Origin of the sequence: Actinoplanes campanulatus (genome assembly GCF_014647795.1) — a bacterium.
Lineage (GTDB): Bacteria > Actinomycetota > Actinomycetes > Mycobacteriales > Micromonosporaceae > Actinoplanes > Actinoplanes campanulatus.
On the sequence record NZ_BMPW01000001.1, the window covers coordinates 688,957 to 712,643 of the forward strand.

Consider the following 23,687-nt stretch of genomic DNA (forward strand, 5'->3'; position numbering starts at 1 on the left):
ACAGCCGTGAGCGCACCCCACCGCATCCTCCTGGTCGAGGACGAAGAACTGAACCGCATGCTGGTCAAAGCGGTCCTCGCCCGCGCCGCCGTCGCCGCGGTCCGCGACGCCGAACTGGTCGACGCGGAGACCCTGGCCGCCGCCCGGAGCCGTCTCGCCACCGGCGAGTTCGACCTGATCCTGCTGGACCTCAACCTGCCCGACGGCAACGGCCTCACCCTGGCCCGGGAACTCGCCGGCCACGGCGGGCCCAGACCCCGCGTGGTCGCGGTCACCGCGAGCGTCCTGCCCCAGGACCAGAAAGCCGCCCTCGACGCGGGCTGCGACGACTTCCTCGACAAGCCCTACGCCGCGGCCGACCTGGTCGCCACGGTCGCCCGCCATCTCGCTTCTTGAACCCCTTTTCCGGTACGGGCCACACCGCCCCGACCGCACCCGGCCCGCTCCGCGGCGCCACGCGAGCACCTGCCTGGTCGCGCCCGTGCCGCGCCCGCCGGGCGTAGACCGGTGGTCCGGCGGGCCCGCAGAGCTGACCCCGCTGGTCGATTACCCCACCGCACATCCGCCGCCCGCGCTTCCGGCCCGGCGGGCGCTCACGTCACGCCGCCCGCGCTGTCCGGGCTGCCGCCATGACGCGGGCAGGCGACCACAGAACCCGTTACGTGTGCGCTGGTCGGCGCAAACGAGTCGGAGGACGGACAGAGGGCTGTTTCGGGCGCCTATGAAACACCGCTCACGCCCGCCGGACCACCGATCTACGCCCGGCGGGCGCGGCAGAGGCTGGACCCGGCAGGTGCTCGCGGGAACCGGCGGAGCGGCCCGGGTGCGGTTGAGGGTGCGCACTTCCGTACCGGAGAATAGGGGTTGAGCGGGACCGGAACGCTCAAGCCGGCGCGAGGACGATCTCGGCCCGGGCGCGGCCCGCCCGCTCCCGGACGATGGCCAGGACCTCGCCGGACGGGTCGAAGACGGCGTAGGGCCCGTCGATGCCGGCCGCCGCGAGCGGCCCGCCGTGCCGGAGGATGCGGGTCTCCTCCTCGGTGGCGGTGCGCTGCGGGAAGGACCGGCGGGCCGCCTCGGCGAGCGGGAGGCCGATCACGTCGGGGGCGCGCTCCTCGAGTTCGGTGAGGGTGGCGGCGGCGTCCAGGGTCATGCCGCCGACGGCGGTCCGGCGCAGCGCGGTCAGGTGCCCGCCGACGCCGAGCGTGGCGCCGAGGTCACGGGCGATGGCCCGGATGTAGGTGCCGGAGGAGCAGGTCACGTCGATGTCCACGTCGATCACGTCATGCCCCTCGGGCCGCCGGATGTCGAGGACGTCGAGCCGGTGGACGGTGATCCGGCGGGCCGGGATCTCCACCGACTCGCCCTCGCGGACCCGCTTGTACGCCCGCTGCCCGTTGATCTTGATAGCGCTGACCGCGCTCGGCACCTGGTCGATCTCGCCGGTCTGGGCGGCCAGCCCGGCCCGGATCGCGTCGTCGGTGACCGCCGACGTGGAAGCCGTCCCGGTCACGTCGCCCTCGGCGTCGTCGGTGACCGTGGACTCCCCCAGCCGGATCGTCGCGGCGTAGCTCTTCTCCGAACCGATCACATAGGTCAGCAGGCGGGTCGCCCGGTTCACCCCGATGATCAGGACACCGGTCGCCATCGGGTCCAGCGTGCCCCCGTGCCCCACCCTTCGGGTCTTCGCCAGCCGCCGGATCCGGGCGACGACGTCGTGCGACGTCATCCCGGCCGGCTTGTCCACCACGATCAGTCCGTCCGTGTTCACGCCGACCACCCTATTTCCCGGTCTACCGGGTGACGCCGGTGACCACCCAGTACGGGGAACGCCACCGCCACATCAGCGAGACGAACCGGCCCAGGGTGAACAGCCCGAGCCCGGCCCAGACACCGCCCAGCCCCAGGTCGAACGCGTAGGCCAGCCAGATCGCCGGCAGGAAGCCGAGCAGCGCGGACAGCACCGTGACGGTACGCAGGAAGGCCACGTCCCCGGCGCCGATGAACACCCCGTCGAGGGCGTAGACCACCCCGGCGAACGGCAGCAGCGCCACGAACCACGGCCAGATGACGGCGGCCTGCTCGTGGACCGCCGGGTCGTCGCTGAACCACCCGGGCACCACCGCGGCGCCGGCCGCCGCGAGCGCCGCGAAGGCCAGGGCGGACACCCCGCCGGCCAGGGTGACGCGACGGGCCACGTCCCGGGCCTCGCGGTCGTCGCCGGCCCCGAGCGACGCCCCGACCAGCGACTGAGCGGCGATCGCGACCGCGTCCAGGGCGAGCGCCGCGAAGAACCAGAGTTGCAGCACGATCTGGTGGGCACCGACTGCCGCCACGCCGAACCGGGCCGCCACCGCGGTCGCCGACAGGAAGCAGGCCTGGAACGCCGCGCCGCGGATCAGCAGGTCGCGACCGAGCACCAGCTGGCTCACGATGATCGACGGCACCGGCCGCAGCGCCCGGGTCTCGCGGACCAGCGCGGCCAGGAAGAGGGCGCCGCCGAGGCTCTGCGCCGTGACGTTGGCGATGGCCGAGCCGGTCAGCCCGAGGCCCGCCGGATAGACCAGGACCGGGCAGAGGATCGCGGACAGCACGTTGGCGCCGAGGACGATCCAGAGTGGTCGGCGGGTGTCCTGGACGCCGCGCATCCAGCCGTTCCCGGCCGCGGCCAGCAGCAGGCCGGGCGCGCCCAGAGCGGCGATCCGCAGCCAGCCGGCGGCCGCCTCGGCGGTCTCCGGGTCACCGGCCAGCACGCTGGTGAGCGGGCCGGCGCCGGCCAGGCCGAGCAGGGCCAGCAGGACGCCGGCGGCGAGGGCCATCCAGGAGGCCTGAACCCCTTCGGCGATCGCGGCGGTCCGGTCTCCGGCGCCGAAGCGACGGGCCGCGCGGCCGGTCGTCCCGTACGCCATGAGCGTGCCGAACCAGGCGGCCACCGACATGACCGTGCCGCCGATGGCGACGGCGGCCAGTGGGACGGCGCCGAGATGCCCGACGACCGCGGTGTCCACCAGTACGTAGAGCGGCTCGGCGGCCAGCACCACGAGTGCGGGCAGCGCCAGGCCGGCGATCCGGCGGGCGGTCGCGGTGCGCTGCGGCGGGGCAGGCGCATCGGCAGGCGGGCTCATGGTTCCCCATGATGCCCGCCTGAGGTAAGGGCCGCAACGCGGCCTTGTTACTTACCCCTACCGACTCGTGACGGACCCCTACTGGCGCGTGTCCAGGGAGGTCTGGAGGGCGCGGAGGGCCTGCTCGCGGGCGTCTTCGGCGGGCTGGGGCTTCGGGTTGGCGGCCATGAGAGGGCAATCCTTCCAACGGGTGCGGGCGCGCCGTGAAACGGAGCGCCCCTGCGGTCGAGCGGGGCGTCACTCGCCGGTCCGGGATCGCCGGGACCACTGGCAAAGGTGACGCGACCCGGGGCGGTGTACCCGGGTGGCTCGAGGCCTCGCGGAAGGCGGTGGTGGCAGCCGCGCGAAACCAAATCACCGTTCAGGCCCCAAACTAACGTTCAGTCACCTCTCCGCAGGCCTGCTTCCCGGGATCCGGGACGCCAAAAGCGGAGGCCACCCGATTGGGTGACCCCCGCTCAGCAGGGTGAACACTGCTCAGTTCAGGTATTCGTCCAATAGCCGACGCACGGTGTCCACCACCTGGGCGGCCTCGCCATACCCGGTGAAGCCGGCCGCCAAGCGGTGCCCGCCGCCGCCCTGTGAGATCGCCACGCCGCTCACGTCGACCGCGCCCTTGCTGCGCAGCGACACCGACCACTCGCCGGCCGCGACCTCCCTGACCACCACCGACACGTCCGCCTCGGCCACCGCGCGCACCGGGTCGATCAGGGTGTCCAGCACGTACGGCTGCTGCGCGTGCCGCTCCAGGTCGGCCAGCGTGGCGTAGGTCCACACCATGCCCCGCCCACCGGCCGCGCCCGGCTCCAGCACGGCCCGGCCGATCACCTCACCGGTCAGCTTCATGGCCCCGAACGGCCTGCTGTCGAAGATCCGCCGGGAGATCTCCCCCGGCCGGATCCCGGTGGCGATCAGCCGCGCGGCCAGCTCGTGAACCGCTACCGTGGTCATGTCGAACTTGAACGACCCGGTGTCGGTCGCCAGCGCCACGTAGAGGCACTCGGCGATCTCCGCGTCCAGCTCCACACCGAGCCGGGCCAGCAGTTGCTCGGCCACCACCGAGGTGGCCGCGGCCGCCGGGTCGACCAGGCGCACCGTGCCGAAGCCGGTGTTCGACGCGTGATGGTCCAGCACCACGCTGACCGGTGCCGCGGTGAGACGGCCGGCCAGCCCGCCGAGACGGGACTCGCTCGCCACGTCGAAGACCGCCACCAGCCGTGGGCCGGTCCAGGCCTCCGCCTCCGGCACGAGCAGGGCGGAACCGGGCAGGGCGGAATAGGGGCCGGGAACGGCGAACTCACCGGGGAAGGTGGCCCGCACCCGGGTATACCCCAGCCGGCTCAGACCGAGCCCGAAACCGAGCATGCTGCCGAGCGCGTCGCCGTCCGGGTTCACGTGGCAGATCAGCTGGATCTCGTCGTCGGCGCCGAGCGAGCGGACCGCCGCGACCGCGGCGGCCCACTCCTCGGCGGTAGGCCCGGACAGGGTCACCCGTTATCCTCGCGGGCGCCGACCCGCTCGGCCTCGTCGTCCTCGATCTCTTCGTCGTCACTCTTGTACGGGTCCGGATCCCCGGCGTACTTCGCCCCGGCGGCCAGCCGCTGCACCTCCTGGTCGCGGTGCTTCGCCTGGGCCAGGAGGTCGTCGATCTCCTTCACGTGGGTCTGCACGTTGTCCAGCACGAACGTCAGGCTCGGCGAGTGCCGCAGCCCGAGCGCGTGACCGACCCGGCTGCGCAGCATGCCCTTGGCGCTCTCCAGGGCCGCGGCGGTCGACGCCTGCTCCGTCGGATCGCCCAGGACCGTGTAGAAGACCGTCGCCTCACGCAGGTCGCCGGTGATCCGGGCATCCGTGACCGTCAGCATGCCGAGGCGGGGATCCTTGATCTCCCGCACCAGCGCAGCCACCAACTCCCGGACGCGCTCCGCGTGCCGGCGTGTCTTGGCTGGGTCCGACATTTCGCCCACCTCCGACTATGTATCCCGCGGGTCCGACAGCCCCCGCCCAACTGATGAAGAGTACCCAGGTCAATCGTCGTCGCCGTACACCCGTCGTTTGACCGAGAGCAGCTCGATCTCGGGACGGCCGGCCACCTGGTTCTCGCACGTGTCGATCACGGCACGGGCCTGGGCCGGTTCCGCCGCTACCACGGCTACCCCGAGCTGGGCCCGCCCATGCAGGTCGTGGAAGCCCACCTCGGCGGCGCTGACCTCGAATTTCTTCAGCATCGCCAGAATCGGGCGGACATAGGAGCGCTTCTGCTTCAGCGAGTGGGAGTCACCGGGCAGGAGCAGATCGAAGACTGCGGTCTCGGTATACATCAGCGAGCAGGGTACTCATGATCGGCCTGCTCAGCGCGGGTTTTTCCGCGCCACCACCACGTCCCGCTCGATGCCCTGGTCCACCCGGTGCGCCAGCGGCAGGTGCTCGACCAGCTCCAGCCCGCTCGCCAGCAGGATGTCCTCGGCCAGCTCCCGCTTGGCCACCTTGGTGTTCCAGGACAGGCCGATCGCACCACCCGGGCGCAGCAGCGGCAGCCACTGCGGCACGGCCCGCTCCAGCAGGTCCAGCGGGCGCCGGGACAGGCCGCCCTCGTCGTCGTAGCTGCCGTGCGCGATCCCGTACGGCAGGTCGGCGACCAGCACGTCCGCCACGTTGCCGCGGATCAGCCCGTCCAGCGAGGTGGTGTCCGCGTTCAGCACGGTGACCTTCTGCACCGCGCCGGCCTTGTGATCGTCCTTACTGGCGGCCATGGTCACCTCCAGGCGGCGCGCGGCCCGGCGGCCCTGCCGGCGCACCTGCACCAGCTCGGCGGTGTGCTTGAGCCGCTTGCGCTTCAGCCAGGTCTGGAGGAACAGCTTGTAGGCCTCGACGTCCTTGCCGTCGATCTCCACGCCGATGGCGTCGTACCCGTACATCAGCGCCTGGTTCAGCGTGGTGCCACGGCCGCAGACCGGGTCGAGGACGGTCAGCCCACCGTCCAGCATCCGGCCGGCCGAACCGGAGGCCAGCACCGTGAGGTTCAGCACCAGCTTGGTGAACTGCTCGTTGGTCTTCCCCGCGTACTTCGGGATGGTGATCAGATCGCTGTCATAACGCGCCAGCGGCGCGAGCGCCAGCGGGCGCAACAGGCCGTCGTCCACCCGCTCGAAGAGGGCATGGGCCGAGGAGAGATTCGAGACGTACGCGATATCGCGCTCGGTGAGATCGGCGGAGAACGTCAGGTACTCCACCCCGCCCAGCACCGTCACGCCGATGTCGTCCAGCCCCGGCGAGAGCACCGGGGCGAACGCGGCCAGCTCCGCCTGGGACATGCGCGACGCCTGGTCGGCGTAGACGCGGTTGGCGGACGGTGCGAGCAGCATGGCATAGCGGGACATGCCGCCAATCCTCCCAGCATGCGAGGACCCCCACGAACGGGACTACCCGCAAAACGCCGCCGGTGTCGAGGCACGTGATTTGCCGACGCCCCGCGGGGTTTGCGGGGTGGCGGGAAATCACCTGCCTCGACACCGGTTACCAGGCGTTTTACCGCGAAGCGAAGCGGAGCAATCAAGCACGGCCAACGGCCCGGCGCAGAAACGCCGGGCCGTTGGAAAGTCGCGAAGCTTACGCCCGCGGCTTCTCACGCATCTCGAAGGTCTCGATCACGTCGCCCGTCTGCGGCGAGCCGTAACCGCTCAGCGTCAGACCACACTCGAAGCCCTCGCGGACCTCGGTCGCGTCGTCCTTGAACCGCTTGAGCGAGCTGATCGTGACGTTGTCCGCCACCACGGTGCCCTCGCGGATGACGCGGGCCTTGGTGTTGCGGCGGATGAGACCGGACCGGACGATACAGCCGGCGATGAGACCGATCTTGGACGAGCGGAACACCTCGCGGATCTCCGCCGTGCCGAGCTCGACCTCCTCGTACTCCGGCTTGAGCAGGCCCTTGAGCTCGGCCTCGATCTCCTCGATGGCCTGGTAGATCACGCTGTAGTAGCGGATCTCCACGCCGGAGCGGTCGGCCAGTTCCTTGACCTTGTTCGACGCACGGACGTTGAAGCCGATGATCGTCGCGCTCTGGTCGGAGGAGGCGGACGCCAGGTTGACGTCGCTCTCGGTGATCGCACCGACGCCGCGGTGGATGACCTTGAGCTGCACCTCTTCCGGAATGTCGATCTTGAAGAGCGCGTCCTCGAGAGCCTCGACCGAACCGGACCCGTCACCCTTGATGATCAGGGTGAGCGAAGCCTTCTCGCCCTCCTTGATCTCCTTGACGATCTCGTCGATCGTCTTCGGGCGGGTCGAGTTGGCGAAGGTCGCCGCACGACGGCGAGCCTGCCGCTGCTCGGCGATCTGCCGCACCGTGCGGTCGTCCTCAGCCGCGAGGAACGTGTCACCGGCGCTCGGCACCGAGGTGAGACCCAGGACCAGGACCGGACGTGCCGGACCGGCCTCGGCCACCTGCTGGCCGTTCTCGTCGAGCATGGCCCGGACGCGACCGTGCGCGCCACCCGCCACGATCGAGTCACCGGCCCGCAGCGTGCCCTTCTGCACCAGGACGGTGGCCACGGCACCGCGACCCTTGTCCAGGTGGGCCTCGACCGCGACACCCTGGGCGGGGCCGTCGATCGGGGCGGTCAGCTCGAGCGCCGCGTCGGCGGTCAGCAGGACGGCCTCGAGGAGGTCGTCGATGCCGATGCCGGGCTTGGCCGCGACGTTGACGAACATCGTCTCGCCGCCGTACTCCTCGGCGAGCAGGCCGTAGTCGGTCAGCTGCTGCCGGACCTTGTCCGGGTTGGCGTCCGGCTTGTCGACCTTGTTCACCGCGACGACGATCGGCACGTCGGCCGCCTTCGCGTGGTTGAGCGCCTCGACCGTCTGCGGCATGACGCCGTCGTCGGCCGCGACCACCAGGATCACGATGTCGGTCACCTTGGCACCGCGGGCACGCATGGCGGTGAACGCCTCGTGACCCGGGGTGTCGATGAAGGTGATCGCCCGCTCCTGCCCCTGGTGGGGGACGACGACCTGGTAGGCGCCGATGTGCTGGGTGATGCCACCCGCCTCGCCGGCGACCACGTTGGTCTTGCGGATCGCGTCGAGCAGCTTGGTCTTACCGTGGTCGACGTGGCCCATGACGGTCACCACCGGCGGACGGGTGACCAGACGGTCCTCCGCCACCTCGGCGTCGAGGTCGATGTCGAACTGCGCGAGCAGCTCGCGGTCCTCGTCCTCGGGGCTGACGATCTTCACGGTGAAGCCCAGGTGCTCGCCGAGCAGCAGCAGGGTGTCGTCGGACACCGACTGCGTGGCGGTCACCATCTCACCCAGGTTGAACATCTCCTGGACGAGCGAGCCCGGGTTGGCGTTGATCTTGTCGGCGAAGTCGGAGAGCGACGCGCCGCGCGAGAGCCGGATCTCCTGGCCACTACCGCGCGGAGCACCGGAGCTCATCTGCGGAGCGGACAGGTTGTCGAACTCTTGACGCCGCTGCTTCTTCGACTTGCGGCCACGGGTCGGCCGGCCGCCGGGACGCCCGAAGGCACCCGCCGCACCGCCGCCACGGCCACGGCCACCGGCGCCACCGGGACGGCCGGGCGCACCAGCGCCGACCGGACCGCCGCCGCCACCGCCGGGACCACCCGGACGGAAGCCGCCACCGGCACCGCCACCGCCGCCGGGACGGAAGCCGCCACCGGCACCGCCGCCGCCACCGGGACGGAAGCCGCCACCGGCGCCGCCGCCACCGCCGCGGTAGCCACCGCCACCGCCACCGGGGCCGCCACGGCCGCCGCCGGGACCACCCGGACGACCGGCGCCACCGGCGCCACCGGGGCCGGCCGGACGACCGGGACGCTGCGCGGGCATCGAGGCGGGACTGGGCCGCGGCGGCATCGAGGCGGGGCTCGGCCGCGGCGGCATGCCCGGCTGGTTCGGACGCGGCATCGAGGCCGGCGACGGGCGCGACGCGCCGCCACCGGAGACACCGAACGGGTTGTTGCCCGGACCACGCGCGGGCGGACGCGGAGCGCCGCCGGCCGGGCCGGGACGAGGACCACCGGGGGCACCCGGGGCCGGGGTACGGGTCGCGGCCGGCGAACCCGGACGCGGCGGGACGCTGCCCGGACCGGGACGCGGGCCACGCTGGCCACCGCCCTCGGACGGGGTGCCCTGACGGCGCTCGGCGTCCCGGGTACGGGCTGCCTGCGCGGCCTTGACCGCGGCCTCCTGCTCGGCCTTCAGCGCCGAGGCGCGGGCCTCGGCGGCCGCCACCTCGATGTCGTGCGCGCTGGCCGGCTTGGCGACCGGGCCGGGCGTCGGGCCCGGACGGCCGGCCGGCGGCTTGGGCCGCACGAACGGGCCGGGCGTGGGCGCCGGAGAGGTGGGCTGGTTGGTAGGCGCGTCACCGGGCGTCGGACCCGGACGGCGCGGCGGCTGGGGCCGCCCCATCGGCGGGCCCGGGCGCGGCGCCGCGGGGGCACCGGGGCCACCGGACGCGGCGGTGGACGCCGAGGACGACGGGGACGCCGGAATGGCGCCACCCTGCTCAAGGGCGCCACGGAGCCGCCGGGCCACGGGGGCCTCGACGGTGCTGGACGCGGACTTAACGAACTCGCCCATCTCTTTCAACGTGGCGAGAACGGTCTTGCTGTCGACCCCGAGCTCTTTGGCGAGCTCGTGTACGCGGGCCTTGCCTGGCACTGCACTCCTCACTTCGAGGTCGCGCGAGCAGCACCCGCACTGACCTCACTCGTGCACTAGAAGCCTGTTCATTTCAGGGACTTCATCGTGTGCTCATCTGGGTCGTCCTACCTTGCTGGGTCGTGACGAAGCGGCGACGCCTCGCCATCGGTGGATCCGGACGGCACGGAGACCGTACGGATGTGCTCCGCGAGCAGCTCTGGGTCAGCAAAACCAGTGAGACGCAACGCACGCCCGAAGGCGCGGCGCCGCTCTGCCTGCGAGAAGCAGGCCGGATCGGGATGTAGATGTGCTCCCCGCCCCGGCAGTCGGCGACTCGGATCGGGCAGAAGCCGAAGGTTTCCCTCCGATTCTGCCGCGACGAACCGCAGCAATGAAGCGGCCGGCGCGCGATTGCGGCAGCCGACGCAGGTTCGCGTCGGGCCGACCGAGGCCAAGTCTACCCCTCGATCGCGCCGACCGCGTATCCGGTCAGTTCCCCGCCTCTGCCGCATCACGGTCCGAGGCTCCAGCCGGCTCGCTGTCCGGACGGATGTCGATGCGCCACCCGGTGAGACGGGCGGCGAGACGGGCGTTCTGACCCTCCCGGCCGATGGCCAGGGAGAGCTGGAAATCGGGCACGGTCACCCGGGCCGTTCGGCTGGCCGCGTCGACCACCTCGACCCGCAGGGCCTTGGCCGGTGAGAGCGCGTTGCCGACGAACTGGGCCGGGTCGTCCGACCAGTCGATGATGTCGATCTTCTCGCCGTGCAGCTCGCTCATCACCGCGCGGACCCGCTGGCCCATCGGGCCGATACAGGCACCCTTCGCGTTGACGCCCTGAACGGTCGAGCGCACCGCGATCTTCGTACGGTGACCTGCCTCACGTGCGATGGCGGCGATCTCCACGGTGCCGTCCGCGATCTCCGGCACCTCGAGGGCGAACAGCTTCTTCACCAGGGCCGGGTGCGAGCGGGACAGGGTGATCTGCGGGCCGCGGAAGCCCTTGGCCACGTGCACCACGATGCAGCGGATCCGGGCGCCGTGCGGGTAGGTCTCCCCCGGCACCTGCTCGGACTGCGGCAGCACCGCCTCCAGCTTGCCCAGGTCCACGGTGACGATGTTCTTCTCGGCCCGGGCCGCGTCCGCCTGCACCACGCCGGTGACCAGGTCGCCGTCGCGTCCCGCGTACTCCCCGAAGTGCTGCTCGTCGGTGGCCTCCCGGAGACGCTGGAGGATCACCTGCTTGGCGGTCATCGCCGCGATCCGGCCGAAGTCGTGCGGGGTGTCGTCCCACTCCCGGACCAACGTGCCGTCCGCGTCCAGCTCCTGCGCCAGGACGGAGGCGACGCCGCTCCGGCGGTCGATGTCCACCCGGGCGTGGCTCTCCGCGCCCTCGGTGTGCCGGTAGGCGGTCAGCAGAGCGGTCTCGATGGCCGCCAGGATGGTGTCGAACGGGATCTCCCGCTCGCGCTCCAGGGCGCGCAGCGCCGCGAGGTCGATGTTCATTCCCCGCCCTCCCCTTCGTCGTCGTCTTCTTCGCCGTCCTCGTCACCGAAGTCGGCCTCGTCCATGCGCTTGAACTCGATCTGGACCTTGCCGGCCCCGAGATCGGCCCACGCCAGCTCCCGGGTCGTCCCGTCCACGTCCAGCGCCACACCCGTGTCGTCGACGGAGAGCACCCGCCCGGTGAGGCCGCCGACCGCCACCAGGCGGCCGATGTTGCGGCGCCAGTGCCGTGGCTCGGTCAGCGGCCGGTCGATGCCCGGGGAGCCGACCTCCAGCTGGTACTCCCCGGCGAGCAGCTCGCCGCCGGACTCCTCGGCCAGGTCGAGCGCCTCGGAGATCTCCCGGGAGACCACCGCCACATCGTCCAGCCCGACGCCGCCGTCGGTGTCGATCAGCACCCGGACCACGAACCGGCGGCCGGCGCGGGACAGGGTCAGGTCCTCCAGGTCGTAGCCGGCCTTGGCCACCACCGGCTCGATCACCTCGCGGATCCGGGCGCGGGCGGCGCTCAGATCGACACGGGGCAGGGACGGGGTACTACGTGTCTCCGGCTCCGGCCGGGAACGGCGGTTGCCGGGGCGCCCACCGGGCCGGGACCCGGCGCGACCACGCTGCGTCATCGGGCTCGACCTCTCACTAGCTTTCTCGCAGGAACGACTATATGCCGCCGGGCACGATGCGGCCCCGCGGCTGACGCTGAGCGTAACGCGCCGGTGGGCGGGTCGGAGCAGCGCCGCACCGAATGGTGTTGACTGGCCGGGTGCTATCGACTTCACGGCGGCTGCTCCTGGGGGCGGCGCTGAGCTCCGCCGCCCTGGCCGGGTGCGGGCTCCTGGACTCCGACCCCGAGCCCGAGCCGCAGCCCGACCCGCTGCAACCCCTGCTGAACGAGGCCCTGGCGCTGGCCGCGGCGTACGACCGGGCGATCCTCGCCGACGCCTCGCTGGCCGCCCGGCTGACCCCGCTGGCCGACGACCACCGGGCACACGCCGCCGAACTGTCCCGGGTGATCGGCACGGCCGCGCCCTCCGTCGCGCCGTCCTCCTCAGCCCCGGCCGGCGCGGGCGAAACCACGGCCACGCTGCGTAAGGCCGAGCAGGCCGCCCAGCGGACGGCGGTGGCGGCGTGCAAGGCGGCCACCCCGGAACGGGCCGGGCTGACCGGCTCGATCGCGGCCTGCCGGGCCACTCATGCCGAAGCGCTGCGCTGACCGGTTACTGTCCACGGCGTGACGGAACAACTCGCCGCCGCCCTCGCCGCCGAGGAGGCGGCCATCTATGCGTACGGCGTGATCGGGGTGCACCTGAAAGACGCCGACGAGGTGTCCCGGGCCCGCGCCTGTGAGCTCGAACACCGGCGCCGGCGCGACGAGCTGGTGGACCGGCTGGACCGGATCCAGGCCAGCACCGCGCCCGCGCCCCCGGCGTACCAGCTGCCCTTCGAGGTGACCGACCGGGAGAGCGCCCTGAAGCTGGCGGTGCACGTGGAGGACGGCGTGGCCCAGACCTGGCGTGCTCTGCTACCGGTGACCGAGGGCGCCGACCGCGTCGACTCCCTGTCGTATTTGACCGACTCCGCAGTTCGTGCGACACGGTGGCGCCGGATCGCCGAGGTCACACCGTTGACGATGCCCTTCCCCGGCAGGCCGGGCTGAGGATCGGGCCACTCCGGAAACGTGAATGGCCGACAATGGGACCGTGATCGACGAGCTCGACGCCTCCTCGCCCCGCGGTTCGCTCGCGATCCGGTTGCGTGACGCCGTCCAGGAGCGGTGGTCCGCCGAGGTGCAGGCGATCGGGCTGTCCGGCTCGATGGCGCACGGGGACGACAACGAGAGCAGCGACGTCAACGTCCTGGTGGTCACCTACCGGCCCAAGACCGGCCCCAAGCCGACGCTGCGCAAGGTCGACGGCATCCCGGTCGACCTGCGGGTGGTCACCGCGGAGGAGGGGCTGGGGCAGGCCCGGCAGCTCACCCCGAGATGGCCGCTGCTGGCCGACGCCTACCTCACCGCGTTCCCGCTCCACGACCCGCAGAACTGGTTCGCCGACCGGCGGGAGGCCCACCTGTCGCTGCTCGCCGAGGCCCGGCCGATGGAGTTCACCGGCCTGGCCCGGCAGGACTGGGCGGTCGCCAACGGTGCGCACACCCGGGCGGCGCGCCTGGCCCAGTGGTACGACACCGACGCCGCCCTGATCCTGATGGCCGAGGCCCGGCTGCACGCCGCCCTGGTCGCCGGTCTGCTCACCCGCACCCACTTCCGCAACACGGCGGACGCGGTCAAGCGCACCGGCGTGGCCGCGGCCGACATGCAGGAGCTGGGCGCGATCCTCAAATACCAGGCCGAGGAGCTGACCGCCCGCGGCCGCCCGGTGGACGGCCGGCTCGGCGCGCTCTTCGACTGAGGACGCTCGTCAGGGCAGGGTCAGGATCTCGTAACCGTCCTCGGTGACCACCAGTGTGTGCTCGAACTGGGCGGTCCACCTCCGGTCCTTCGTGACGACCGTCCAGCCGTCGCGCCAGATGTCGTACTCATAGGTGCCCAGGGTGATCATCGGCTCGACGGTGAACGTCATGCCCGGTTCCATCACCGTGGTGAGCTGCGGGTTGTCGTAGTGCGGAACGTACAGCCCGGAGTGGAACGCCTCACCGATGCCGTGGCCGGTGAAGTCACGGACCACGCCGTAGCCGAACCGTCGCGCATACGCCTCGATGACCCGCCCGATGGCGTTGATCGGGCGGCCCGGGGCGACCGCGCGGATGCCCCGCATCATCGCCTCGTGGGTGCGCTCGACCAGCAGCCGCGCCTCCTCGCTGACGTCGCCCACGCAGAAGGTGGCGTCGGTGTCGCCGTGCACCCCGTCGAGGTACGCCGTGACGTCCACGTTGATGATGTCGCCGTCCTCCAGAACCGTGGAGTCCGGGATGCCGTGGCAGATCACCTCGTTGAGCGAGGTGCAGCAGGACTTCGGGAAGCCCTTGTAGCCCAGCGTCGACGGATAGGCGTCGTGGTCGAGCAGGAACTCGTGCACCACCCGGTCGATCTCGTCGGTCGTCACGCCCGGTTTGCAGTGCTCACCGGCCAGCTGGGTGGCCTGCGCCGCGATCCGGCCGGCGACCCGCATCTTCTCGATGGTCTCGGGCGTCTGGACATGCGAGCCGCTCCATTCACGCGGGCGCTTCTTGCCCACGTACTCGGGGCGAACGATGTGCGCGGGGACCGACCGCCAGGGCGACTGCTTTCCCGGCACGAGAGGGGCACGTACGGTCATGACCACAGCCTAACCGGCCGTGCCGGAGCCGATCGGACCTGTCCTTGCCGCCCCCGGGACCCTGTGAAATCGTGTTCCCGTGGATCAAGAGGGCCTGGACCCGAACTTCTCGGCGGTCGGCGAGGTGACCGGTGACCGGGTCGCCGTCACGGTGACCGGTGAGGTCGACATGGCGACCGCCGACGCGCTGTTCCAGGCCGCCACCCCGGACCGGGTCACCTCCGCCTCCGTCGATCTGCGGGCGGTGACCTTCTTCGACTCGGCGGCCATCCACACGCTGATCCGCCTGGCCGACCACTATCCGGGCGCCCTCGAGGTCTACCCCTCCGACCGGGTGCGCCGGGTGCTGGACATCTCCGGGCTCGGCGACCAGCCCTGGATCAAGCTTTCGTAAGCGGCCGACGCAGGGTGACCTCGGTGCCCTCGGCACCGCGGTGCACCGACAGTTCGGTGAGGGCGCCGATCAGGGCCAGGCCACGGCCGCGGAAGCCGGGGTCGGGGGCCGGGCGCCAGCCTCCCGTGTCGCGGACCGTCACGGTCACCGCGCCGTCGCCGAGCGACGCGGTCACGATGATCACCGGCTCGGCCGGGTCGACCGGATGCTCGATGGCGTTCGCGGCCGCCTCGGAGACCGCCACCACCAGGTCGAAGGCGTCCGCCTCGGGCACCTGGTGTGCGGTCAGGAAGTCCTCCAGGCGCCGGCGCAGCACGGTCAGCCGGCCCGGTTCGGCGGGCAGCCGCAGCACGAACTCGCGCGGCTCGGTCACCTCCAGGGCGACCAGGGCGATGTCGTCGTGCCGGGTGTGCCGGGCCGCCTCGGCGAGCAGCGCGTCCAGCAGGTCGTCGATGTGGTCGGCGGGAACGGCCGCGTCCACGGTCAGCCCGGCCAGGCCGGTGTCGATGCCCTCCCGGCGGTCCTCGATCAGGCCGTCGGTGTAGAGCAGCAGGCGCGCGCCGGCGGCCAGGGACGTCTCCCGGGTGGGGTAGGTGACCGAGCCGAGCGCCCCGATCGGCGGGCCCAGCGCCGCGCCGTACAGGAAGGTGCCCCGCTCGCCGGGGGTGACCACGACCGGTGACGGGTGGCCGGCCGACGAGTAGCGCACCCGGCGGGTCCGCGGGTCGAAGCCGACACAGAGGACGGTCGCGAACTGCCGCCGGCCCAGCGTGTCGACCAGCCGGTTGAGCCGGGTCAGCGCGGTGCCGCAGTCGAAGCCCTCCAGCAGGTACGCCCGCAGCGCGTTACGCAGCTGCCCCATGCCGGCGGCCGCCTGCACGCCCTTGCCGACCACGTCGCCGATCACCAGGAACAGCTCGCCGTCCGGGCCGGGGATCACGTCGTACCAGTCGCCGCCGACCCGGGCCTCGCTGCTGCCCGGCACGTACCGGCCGGCCACCAGGGCGCCCGGCACCCGGGGCAGCGACTGCGGCAGCAGGCTGTGCTGGAGGGTCGAGGCGATCCGGTGCTCGGCCTCGTAGAGCCGCGCGTTGGCCAGCCGCAGCCCGACCAGCCGGGCCAACTGGGTGAGCACGGCCGGCTCGGCGGACCCGTCCGGGCCGGCCCAGACCCGCAGCTCGCCCAGGGGCGGCCCGGCGGTGTCCGGCAACGGCAGCACCACGTCCGCCTGCGCGCCCGCCACGGCGCCGCCGTCGCGTTCGGCCCGGGCGCCCGGCACGGTCAGCACCACCCGCCCGGCCGAGGTCATGGTGAGCACGTGCCGGGCCGCGACGTCGAGGACCTCGGCGGTGGTCGGCACCGCGTTGAGCGCGGCGGCCGCGTCGACCAGCCCGCGCAGCCGGCTGACGGTCCGCCGGCGCAACTGGCCGAGTTCCAGGTTGGCCCGGACCCGGGCGATCAGCTCCCGGGTGGAGAACGGCTTGGCCAGGTAGTCGTCGGCGCCGGCGGCCAGCCCTTCGACCGCCGCCTCCTCGCCGGCGCGGGCGGACAGCACCACGATCGGCACGTCCCGGGTGCGCTCGTCGGCACGCAGCCGGGCGATCAGGCCGAAGCCGTCCAGCCGGGGCATCATGACGTCGGTCAGCACCAGGTCGAACTGGTGCTCGGCGGCCAGGTCCAGCGCGTTCAGCCCGTCCACCCCGGTGACCACCTCCCAGTACGGCCCGAGCAGCCGCGAGACGTGTTCACGCAGATCGGCGTTGTCGTCGACGAGCAGGATCCGGCCGCCCACGCCGTGTCCCACCGGCTGCGGCGTCTTCGGGCCGTCCCCTGCCCACCAGGTCGCCTCGTCCACCCAGAGCAGCGGCTCGGCCGTCTCGCCGGGCGCCGCCGGGTCGTCGGTGATCCGGTCCGGCGGCAGGTGGGCCGTGCCGAACGGGATCCGCACGGTGAACTCGCTGCCCACCCCGACCTCACTGGTCACGCCGACCGATCCACCGTGCAGTTCGGCCAGCTCGCGGACCAGCGCCAGCCCGATGCCGGTGCCCTCGTGGCTGCGGGACCAGGCCCCGGTGACCCGGTGGAACCGGTCGAAGAGCAGCGGTCGCTGACCGGCCGGGATGCCGACCCCGGAGTCCCGGACGGCGAGCACGGCGTGCCCGTCCACGGCTCGGACCCGGACCTCGACGCCGCCCTCGCGGGTGAACTTGACCGCGTTGGAGAGCAGGTTGAAGACGATCTTCTCCCACAGCTCGTGGTCGACGTGGACCGGTTCGCCGAGCGGCGGGGTGTCGACGGTGAGCGCCAGCCCGGCCCGCTCGATGGCGGGCCGGAACGTGCCGGCCAGCCGCGCGGTGTGCCCGGCCAGGTCGGTCGGCCGGTAGACGGCCCGCATCCGCCCGGACTCCATCCGGGAGAAGTCGAGCACCGTGTTGACCAGCTTGAGCAGGCGCAGCCCGTTGCGGTGCACCGGGGTGAGCCGGTCACGCAACGGCCCGTCCAGCGCCGGATCGTCGAGCAGGTCCTCGATCGGGCCGAGGATCAACGTCAACGGGGTACGGAACTCGTGGCTCACGTTCGAGAAGAAGTTCGTCTTGGCCTGGTCCAGGGTGGCCAGCTCGGCGGCCCGGCGGCGCTCCTGCTCGTAAGCCCGCACGTTGGCCACCGCCCGGGAGATCTGCGCGGCGGCCAGATCGAGGAAGTCCCGGTAGTCGCCGTCCAGCGCGAGGAACCGGCTCACCCCGACGACCAGCGCGCCGACCGTGTCCGCCGCCACGCCGATCGGCAGCACCAGCGCCTCCGCGGCGGCCGACGGCCCGGGCTCGGTGAGCTCGGCGAGCGGGACGAGGCCGGGACGGCCGCCGGCACGGACCGCCCGGATCGCCGGATGCGGGTCCGGATCGTCCAGGATGAGCGCGGCGAACGGTACGTCGGCGCCGTTCTCGGTGAGGACCGCGGCGGCCTCGGCGGCGAGCGCGCCCTGGTCCGGCGAGTCGGCCAGGCGGCGGCCCAGGGCGCTGAGGGTCCGGACACGCCGCTCGCCGAGCACCCGGCCGGTGGTCTCGGTGACGATGCACATCACCCCGCCGGGTGTGCCGTCGCCGGACCGGATCGGGTCGTACGAGATGTCGAAGTACGTCTCCTCGAGGAACCCGTTCCGCTCCAGCATGAACATGTGGTCCCGGGCGTAGAACGACGTGTCCTCCGCGAGCACCCCGTCGAAGAGCCGGTTCAGCACGTCCCAGGCCTCGGCCCACAGCTCCCGGCCGGGACGGCCCAGGAAGCCCGGGTGCTTGCCGCCCATCGTCACGGTGTAGGCGTCGTTGTAGAGGGCGGTGTACTCCGGCCCCCAGAAGATGACGATCTGGGCCCGGGAGGCCAGCATCGTGGACACCGCGCCGATCAGCTCGGGCGGCCAGGTGGACGGGTCACCGACCGGGCTCGTGGACCAGTCCAGGGCGGACATCCGGGCGCCCATCTCGCCGCCCCGCTCGAAGGCGTTGCGCAGCCGCCTCGGCAGGGCACCCATGCATGCCTCCCACGGATCACCGGACGCGGGTGGCACACCCGGTCCCGTGGCACGTTAACACCGGACCGGCCGGTCCGCTCATCAGGCGGCGACGGCCCGTCCCCGCACCGCCGCCTCGACCAGTGCCTCGAAGGATCGCAGGTCGTTGGTCCGCTCGGGGTGCCACTGCACGCCGAGCGCGAACGGCTGCCCGGGGTGCTCGACGATCTCGATGACCCGGTCGTCGGGGCACCAGCCGACCGGGAGGAACGCACCCGGATCGGCGACCGCCTGGTGGTGGAACGAGTTCACCGTGAGGTAGCGGCCGAACAGGCGGTGCGCCAGCGTCTCGTCCTCGATCACCACGTCGTGCCGGCCGTAGTCGGAGGCGTTGGCGGCCAGCGGGTCGGTGCCCGGGGCGGCCCGGTGCCGCTCGTGCCCGACCAGGTCCGGCACGTGCTGGTGCAGCGAGCCGCCGGTGGCCACGGCCATCATCTGCATGCCGCGGCAGACGCCCAGCATCGGCAGGCCGGCGTCCAGGGCGGCGCGCATCAGCATCAGCTCGGAGAGGTCGCGGACCTTGTCGACCTCGGTGGCCGGGTGCGGCGGGGTGCCCCAGTTCGCCGGGTCGATGTCCCCGCCGCCGCAGAACACGATGCCGTCCAGAGCCTCCAGCACGTCGGTGCCGGGATCGTCGGGGGTGATCAGGACGGCCCGGCCACCGGTGGCGTGCACCGCCTTCACGTAGGTCATCGGCAGCATTCCGGCCAACAGGTCGTTCCGGCCGTACTGCACCTGCTCGGCGTAGGCGGTGAGGCCGATCAGCGGTCTGCGCATGTTCCGGTGCTCTCCTTCGTGGCCGCCGCCACCAGGGCGCCGAAGAGACGCCGGTCCCGGCCGACCTCCGGATGCCACTGGACACCGAGGACGAACCTCCGATCCGGGTCCTCGATCGCCTCGGGCACTCCGTCGGGCGCCCAGCCGGTGACGGTCAGTGGTCCGGGGTCGGCGACCCCCTGGTGGTGGAAGCAGTTGATGGTCGGGTCATCGCCCATCAGCGCGGCGATCCGGCTGCCCGGAGCGAACCGCGCGGACTGCGAACCGTAGATCCCCGGGCCCGGGCGGTGCTTCTCGTGGCCCAGCACGTCGGGCAGATGCTGGTGCAGGCTGCCGCCGGCCGCCACGGCGAGCAGCTGCATGCCCCGGCAGACGCCGAGCAACGGCAGGTCCCGGTCCAGGGCCGCGCGGAGCAGGGCCAGCTCGGCCGCGTCGCGTTCCGGCTGGGTGACGGTGGCCGGGTGCGGGTCCTGGCCGTACCGGGCCGGCTGCACGTCCGGCCCGCCGGCCAGCACCAGGCCGTCGAGCCGGTCGAGCACGTCCGTGTCGAGATCGTCGGGGGGCAGCAGCACCGCACGGCCACCGGCCAGCCGGACCGCCTCGACGTAGTCGTGCGGCACCAGCGCGGACTCGAGATCGACCCAGACGCCCCACGTCGCGGGCAGCACATAGGACGTTATGCCGATGATCGGACGCATCGCACCACCGTAGTCACAGGCGCGCGGCGCCGGTGAACCGGCGCCGCGTCACGGGCCCCTCTGTCCCACCCACACGGGGATCTGACCTGCGCGGGCGGGGATTCGGCCCCAACACCCCTCGCCGCCTGGCTGGGCTGGGTGTTGGGGTTTCCCTTCCCACCGTAGCGGGTCGACAAACGTGTCACAGCGGCGTTACGTACGCTCCGGTGATTCCGCCGTCGACGACGAACTGCGACGCCGTCATGAACGACGCGTCGTCGCTGGCCAGAAACGCCACCGCGGCGGCGATCTCGCCCGGCTCGGCGAACCGGCCCATCGGCACGTGCACCAGCCGCCGGGCGGCCCGTTCCGGGTCCTTGGCGAACAGCTCCATGAGCAGCGGCGTGGCCACCGGCCCGGGGCAGAGCGCGTTGATCCGGATGCCCTCGCGGGCGAACTGCACACCCAGCTCGCGGGTCATCGCCAGCACGCCGCCCTTGCTGGCGGTGTAGGCGATCTGCGAGGTGGCCGCGCCGAGCAGGGCCACGAACGAGGCGGTGTTGATGATCGAGCCCTTGCCCTGCCGCTGCATGTGCGGGATCGCGTACTTGCAGCAGAAGAAGACGCTCGTGGTGTTGACCCTGAGCACACGCTCCCAGGCGTCCAGGCCGGTGACCAGGATCGAGTCGTCGTCGGGCGGCGAGATGCCGGCGTTGTTGAAGGCGATGTCGACCCGGCCGTGCCGTTCCGCGACGCCGTCGAAGAGAGCTTTGACCTGCTCCTCGTCGCTGACGTCACAGGCCACGAACTCGCCGCCGACCTCCGCGGCGACGGCCTTTCCGGCATCCTCCGAGATGTCCACGGCGACGACCTTGGCGCCCTCCGCGGCGAACCGCCGGGCGGTCGCCAGCCCGATGCCACTGCCGGCGCCGGTGATCACGGCGACCCGGTCCTGCAAGCGTTCCACTCAGTCTCCCGTTGAGATGAATACGTTCTTCACATCCGTGAAGGACAGCAGTGCGTCCGGGCCCAGCTCACGCCCGAGACCGGATTGCTTCATGCCACCGAACGGGGTCCAGTAGCGCACCGAGGAGTTGCTGTTCACGCTCAGCGCGCCGGTCTCCACGGCCCGCGAGACGCGTAGCGCCCGGCCCACGTCCCGGGTCCAGAGCGAGCCGGACAGCCCGTACTCGGTGTCGTTGGCCAGCCGGATCGCCTCCTCCTCGTCCCGGAACGGCAACACGCTCACCACCGGCCCGAAGATCTCCTCGCGCCAGTGCCGGTCCGCGTTCGAGCGCGCCAGCAGCACGGTCGGCGGAAACCACCATCCGTTCGCGTCCGGCGCGGTGCCGCGGAACGCGATGTCAGAGCCTTCGAGGTACGACGTGACGGCGGCCCGCTGTCCGGAGGAGATCAGTGGTCCCATCTCCGACGAGTCATCGGCGGGGTCGAGGACCCGGAAACCCCGCACGGCCGGTTCGAGGAGCGCGAGGAATTTGTCGTACACCGACTCCTGAACCAGCAGCCGGGAGCGCGCGCAGCAGTCCTGTCCGGCGTTGTCGAAGACGGCGCCGGGTGCGGCGGCGGCCGCGGCGTCGAGATCGGCGTCCGCGAAGACGATGTTGGCGCTCTTGCCGCCGAGCTCCAGGGTCACCCGTTTCACCTGGTCGGCGCAGCCCGCCATGATCGACTTGCCGACCTCGGTGGACCCGGTGAAGCAGACCTTCCGCACCGCCGGGTGGGTGACGAACCGCTGCCCGACCACGCTGCCCTTACCCGGCAGCACCTGGAACACGTGCTCCGGGAGCCCGGCCTCGAGGGCCAGCTCGCCGAGCCGGATCGCGGTCAGCGGGGTCAGCTCGGCCGGCTTGAGCACCACCGTGTTGCCGGCCGCCAGCGCGGGCGCGAACCCCCAGCCGGCGATCGGCATCGGAAAGTTCCACGGCACGATGATCCCGACCACGCCGAGCGGCTCGTGGAACGTCACGTCGACGCCGCCGGCCACCGGGATCTGCCGCCCGGACAGCCGCTCCGGAGCGCCGGCGTAGTAGTTCAGCACGTCGCGGACGTTGCCCGCCTCCCAGCGCGCGTTGCCGATGGTGTGCCCGGCGTTGCGCACCTCCAGCCGCGCCAGTTCCTCGATGTGCTCCTCGACCACCGTCGCGAAGCGCCGCAGCAGCCGCGCCCGGTCTCCGGGCGAGACCCGGCGCCACTCACCGAAAGCGATCCGCGCACGCTCGATCGCCGCGTCGGTCTCCGCCAGACCCAGCGACGGTACGGTCGTGAAGACCTCACCCGTCGAAGGATCGATCACCTCTGTAGTCGCCACGCCAAGATCCTCACACTCAGAGGCGCTCGAATCCACGGCGCAACTCCCAGTCCGTCACCGCGGCGTCGTAGGCCGCCAGTTCCACCCGTCCCATGTTCGCGTAGTGGGCCACGACGTCCGGGCCGAACGCGGTTTCCGCCACCGCGCTGTCCGCCCACAGCGCGGTCGCCTCCCGCAGGGTGCCGGGCACCCGGCCGGCCTCCGGGTCCTGGTAGGCGTTGCCGGTGAACTCGTCCTCCAGCGACAGCTCGTTCTCGATGCCGTGCAGGGCCCCGGCCACCAGGGCGGCGATCGCCAGGTACGGGTTCACGTCCCCGCCCGGCACCCGGTTCTCCACCCGCATGCCCTGCCCGTGCCCGGCGATCCGCAGCGCGCAGGTCCGGTTGTCGACGCCCCAGCGCAGCGCGGTCGGCGCGAACGACCCCGGCTGGTAGCGCTTGTACGAGTTGATGTTCGGCGCGAAGAGCAGGCTGAACTCCCGCATCGTGGCGAGCAGCCCGGCCAGCACCCGCTGCCCGGTCTCGCTGAGATGGGCCGGGCCGTCGCCGAGCATCGCCGACCGCCCGTTCTCGTCGCGCAGCGAGAAGTGGATGTGGCAGGAGTTGCCCTCCCGCTCGTTGGGCTTGGCCATGAAGGTGAGCGCCATGCCCTCCTGGGCGGCGATCTCCTTCGCCCCGTTCTTGTAGACCACGTGATGGTCGGCGGCGGTCAGCGCGTCCGAGTAGCGGAAGGCGATCTCGTGCTGGCCGAAGTTGCACTCGCCCTTGGCGCTCTCCGGGGTCAGGCCGGCGCCGTACATGTCGTTGCGGATCCGGCGCAGCAGCGGCTCCACCCGGGCGGTGCCGAGCAGCGAGTAGTCCACGTTGTACTGGTTGGCCGGGACCAGGTCCCGGTAGTTCTTCTGCGACGCCTGCTCGTAGGAGTCCCGGTAGAGGACGAACTCCAGCTCGGTCCCGGCGTAAGCGGACAGGCCGTGCGCCGCCAGCCGGTCGAGCTGGCGGCGCAGGATCTGCCGGGGTGAGGCCGGCACCGGCGCCCCGGACACGTCGTACAGGTCGGCCAGGACCAGCGCCGTGCCCGGGTGCCACGGGACCCGGCGCAGGGTGGAGAAGTCCGGCCGCATCACGAAGTCGCCGTAACCGGTGGACCAGGAGGACATGGCGTAGCCGTCGACGGTGTTCATGTCGACGTCGACCGCGAGCAGGTAGTTGCATCCCTCACTGCCGCCGGACACCACCTCGTCCATGAAGTAGCGCGCGTGCAGCCGTTTGCCCTGCAACCGGCCCTGCATGTCGGTCAGTGCCAGCAGCACCGTGTCGATACCGCCGTTGTCGACGGCGACGTCCAGCTCCTCGAGATCCATGCGAACA

22 protein-coding genes and 1 pseudogene are annotated in these 23,687 nt (G+C 72.1%); 5 read left to right on the plus strand and 18 right to left on the minus strand.

Annotated features, from left to right (window positions below):
* Nucleotides 1-6 precede the first annotated feature (6 nt).
* Complete coding sequence (locus tag IEZ13_RS03030; protein ID WP_229794416.1) at nt 7-396, plus strand: response regulator; 390 nt, start codon at nt 7-9, stop codon at nt 394-396.
* A 487-nt stretch (nt 397-883) separates the two neighbouring features.
* Here IEZ13_RS03030 and truB read toward each other — a convergent pair whose 3' ends face one another.
* From truB to rimP, 11 genes and pseudogenes are all read right to left on the minus strand, one after another.
* The gene (gene truB / locus IEZ13_RS03035) at nt 884-1,771 is read right to left on the minus strand and encodes a tRNA pseudouridine(55) synthase TruB (protein ID WP_183216397.1); all 888 of its coding nucleotides are present in this window, start codon (nt 1,769-1,771) and stop codon (nt 884-886) included.
* A 22-nt stretch (nt 1,772-1,793) separates the two neighbouring features.
* Complete coding sequence (locus IEZ13_RS03040; RefSeq protein ID WP_183216399.1) at nt 1,794-3,125, minus strand: MATE family efflux transporter; 1,332 nt, start codon at nt 3,123-3,125, stop codon at nt 1,794-1,796.
* Nucleotides 3,126-3,602: 477 nt separating this feature from the next.
* A complete protein-coding gene (locus IEZ13_RS03045) occupies nt 3,603-4,616 on the minus strand; it encodes a DHH family phosphoesterase (protein WP_183216401.1) in 1,014 nt (337 codons plus the stop codon).
* Complete coding sequence (gene rbfA / locus IEZ13_RS03050) at nt 4,613-5,083, minus strand: 30S ribosome-binding factor RbfA (protein WP_183216403.1); 471 nt, start codon at nt 5,081-5,083, stop codon at nt 4,613-4,615. Before rbfA ends, IEZ13_RS03045 begins: the two co-directional genes overlap by 4 nt.
* Nucleotides 5,084-5,152: 69 nt before the next feature.
* Entirely contained in the window at nt 5,153-5,446 is a 294-nt protein-coding gene (locus IEZ13_RS03055; RefSeq protein ID WP_183216405.1) for a DUF503 domain-containing protein, read from the minus strand.
* Between the two features lie 30 nt (nt 5,447-5,476).
* Nucleotides 5,477-6,505 carry a TRM11 family SAM-dependent methyltransferase gene (locus IEZ13_RS03060; protein WP_183216406.1) on the minus strand — a complete coding sequence of 343 codons (1,029 nt, stop codon included), beginning with the start codon at nt 6,503-6,505 and terminating at the stop codon, nt 5,477-5,479.
* 229 nt (nt 6,506-6,734) lie between these two features.
* Entirely contained in the window at nt 6,735-9,560 is a 2,826-nt protein-coding gene (gene infB, locus IEZ13_RS03065; RefSeq protein ID WP_373292965.1) for a translation initiation factor IF-2, read from the minus strand.
* A 101-nt stretch (nt 9,561-9,661) separates the two neighbouring features.
* Nucleotides 9,662-9,812: pseudogene (locus IEZ13_RS47825) on the minus strand (translation initiation factor IF-2 N-terminal domain-containing protein); the annotation flags it as partial.
* 107 nt (nt 9,813-9,919) lie between these two features.
* Complete coding sequence (locus tag IEZ13_RS03070) at nt 9,920-10,306, minus strand: YlxR family protein (protein WP_183217202.1); 387 nt, start codon at nt 10,304-10,306, stop codon at nt 9,920-9,922.
* Entirely contained in the window at nt 10,284-11,300 is a 1,017-nt protein-coding gene (gene nusA, locus IEZ13_RS03075; protein ID WP_183216410.1) for a transcription termination factor NusA, read from the minus strand. The genes IEZ13_RS03070 and nusA overlap by 23 nt, the downstream gene beginning before the upstream one ends.
* Complete coding sequence (rimP, locus tag IEZ13_RS03080; RefSeq protein WP_183216412.1) at nt 11,297-11,920, minus strand: ribosome maturation factor RimP; 624 nt, start codon at nt 11,918-11,920, stop codon at nt 11,297-11,299. Before rimP ends, nusA begins: the two co-directional genes overlap by 4 nt.
* A 140-nt stretch (nt 11,921-12,060) precedes the next feature.
* Between rimP and IEZ13_RS03085 the strand changes: the two genes are divergently transcribed.
* Genes IEZ13_RS03085 through IEZ13_RS03095 form a run of 3 tightly spaced genes read left to right on the plus strand, consistent with a single transcriptional unit; the run spans nt 12,061 to nt 13,705 of the window.
* On the plus strand, nt 12,061-12,510 hold the full coding sequence (locus tag IEZ13_RS03085; RefSeq protein ID WP_229794417.1) for a hypothetical protein: 450 nt from the start codon (nt 12,061-12,063) through the stop codon (nt 12,508-12,510).
* An 18-nt stretch (nt 12,511-12,528) separates the two neighbouring features.
* Nucleotides 12,529-12,954, plus strand: coding sequence for a ferritin-like domain-containing protein (locus IEZ13_RS03090; protein WP_183216415.1), 426 nt, complete (start codon nt 12,529-12,531; stop codon nt 12,952-12,954).
* A gap of 43 nt (nt 12,955-12,997) precedes the next feature.
* Nucleotides 12,998-13,705: a nucleotidyltransferase domain-containing protein gene (locus IEZ13_RS03095; RefSeq protein WP_229794418.1), complete on the plus strand. Its 708-nt coding sequence runs from the start codon at nt 12,998-13,000 to the stop codon at nt 13,703-13,705.
* A 9-nt stretch (nt 13,706-13,714) separates the two neighbouring features.
* On the opposite strand, the gene map is transcribed toward IEZ13_RS03095, so the two are convergent.
* A complete protein-coding gene (gene map / locus IEZ13_RS03100; protein ID WP_183216419.1) occupies nt 13,715-14,572 on the minus strand; it encodes a type I methionyl aminopeptidase in 858 nt (285 codons plus the stop codon).
* Nucleotides 14,573-14,651: 79 nt separating this feature from the next.
* On the opposite strand from map, the gene IEZ13_RS03105 reads away from it, so the two are divergent.
* Nucleotides 14,652-14,966 (plus strand): STAS domain-containing protein, encoded by a 315-nt coding sequence (locus IEZ13_RS03105; protein WP_183216421.1) that lies wholly within the window; start codon nt 14,652-14,654, stop codon nt 14,964-14,966.
* Here IEZ13_RS03105 and IEZ13_RS03110 read toward each other — a convergent pair.
* The 6 genes from IEZ13_RS03110 to IEZ13_RS03135 all read right to left on the minus strand — a co-directional run bounded on the left by IEZ13_RS03110 (nt 14,953) and on the right by IEZ13_RS03135 (nt 23,680).
* Complete coding sequence (locus IEZ13_RS03110) at nt 14,953-18,495, minus strand: SpoIIE family protein phosphatase (RefSeq protein ID WP_183216423.1); 3,543 nt, start codon at nt 18,493-18,495, stop codon at nt 14,953-14,955. The genes IEZ13_RS03105 and IEZ13_RS03110 overlap by 14 nt on opposite strands.
* 81 nt (nt 18,496-18,576) lie before the next feature.
* Nucleotides 18,577-19,311 (minus strand): gamma-glutamyl-gamma-aminobutyrate hydrolase family protein, encoded by a 735-nt coding sequence (locus IEZ13_RS03115; RefSeq protein ID WP_183216425.1) that lies wholly within the window; start codon nt 19,309-19,311, stop codon nt 18,577-18,579.
* Nucleotides 19,296-20,009: a gamma-glutamyl-gamma-aminobutyrate hydrolase family protein gene (locus IEZ13_RS03120; protein WP_183216427.1), complete on the minus strand. Its 714-nt coding sequence runs from the start codon at nt 20,007-20,009 to the stop codon at nt 19,296-19,298. The genes IEZ13_RS03115 and IEZ13_RS03120 overlap by 16 nt, the downstream gene beginning before the upstream one ends.
* Nucleotides 20,010-20,190: 181 nt before the next feature.
* A complete protein-coding gene (locus IEZ13_RS03125) occupies nt 20,191-20,955 on the minus strand; it encodes a 3-oxoacyl-ACP reductase (protein ID WP_183216429.1) in 765 nt (254 codons plus the stop codon).
* Nucleotides 20,956-22,317, minus strand: coding sequence for an aldehyde dehydrogenase family protein (locus tag IEZ13_RS03130; protein ID WP_183216431.1), 1,362 nt, complete (start codon nt 22,315-22,317; stop codon nt 20,956-20,958).
* Nucleotides 22,318-22,333: 16 nt separating this feature from the next.
* Nucleotides 22,334-23,680 (minus strand): glutamine synthetase family protein, encoded by a 1,347-nt coding sequence (locus IEZ13_RS03135; RefSeq protein WP_183216433.1) that lies wholly within the window; start codon nt 23,678-23,680, stop codon nt 22,334-22,336.
* Between the last annotated feature and the right edge of the window lie 7 nt (nt 23,681-23,687).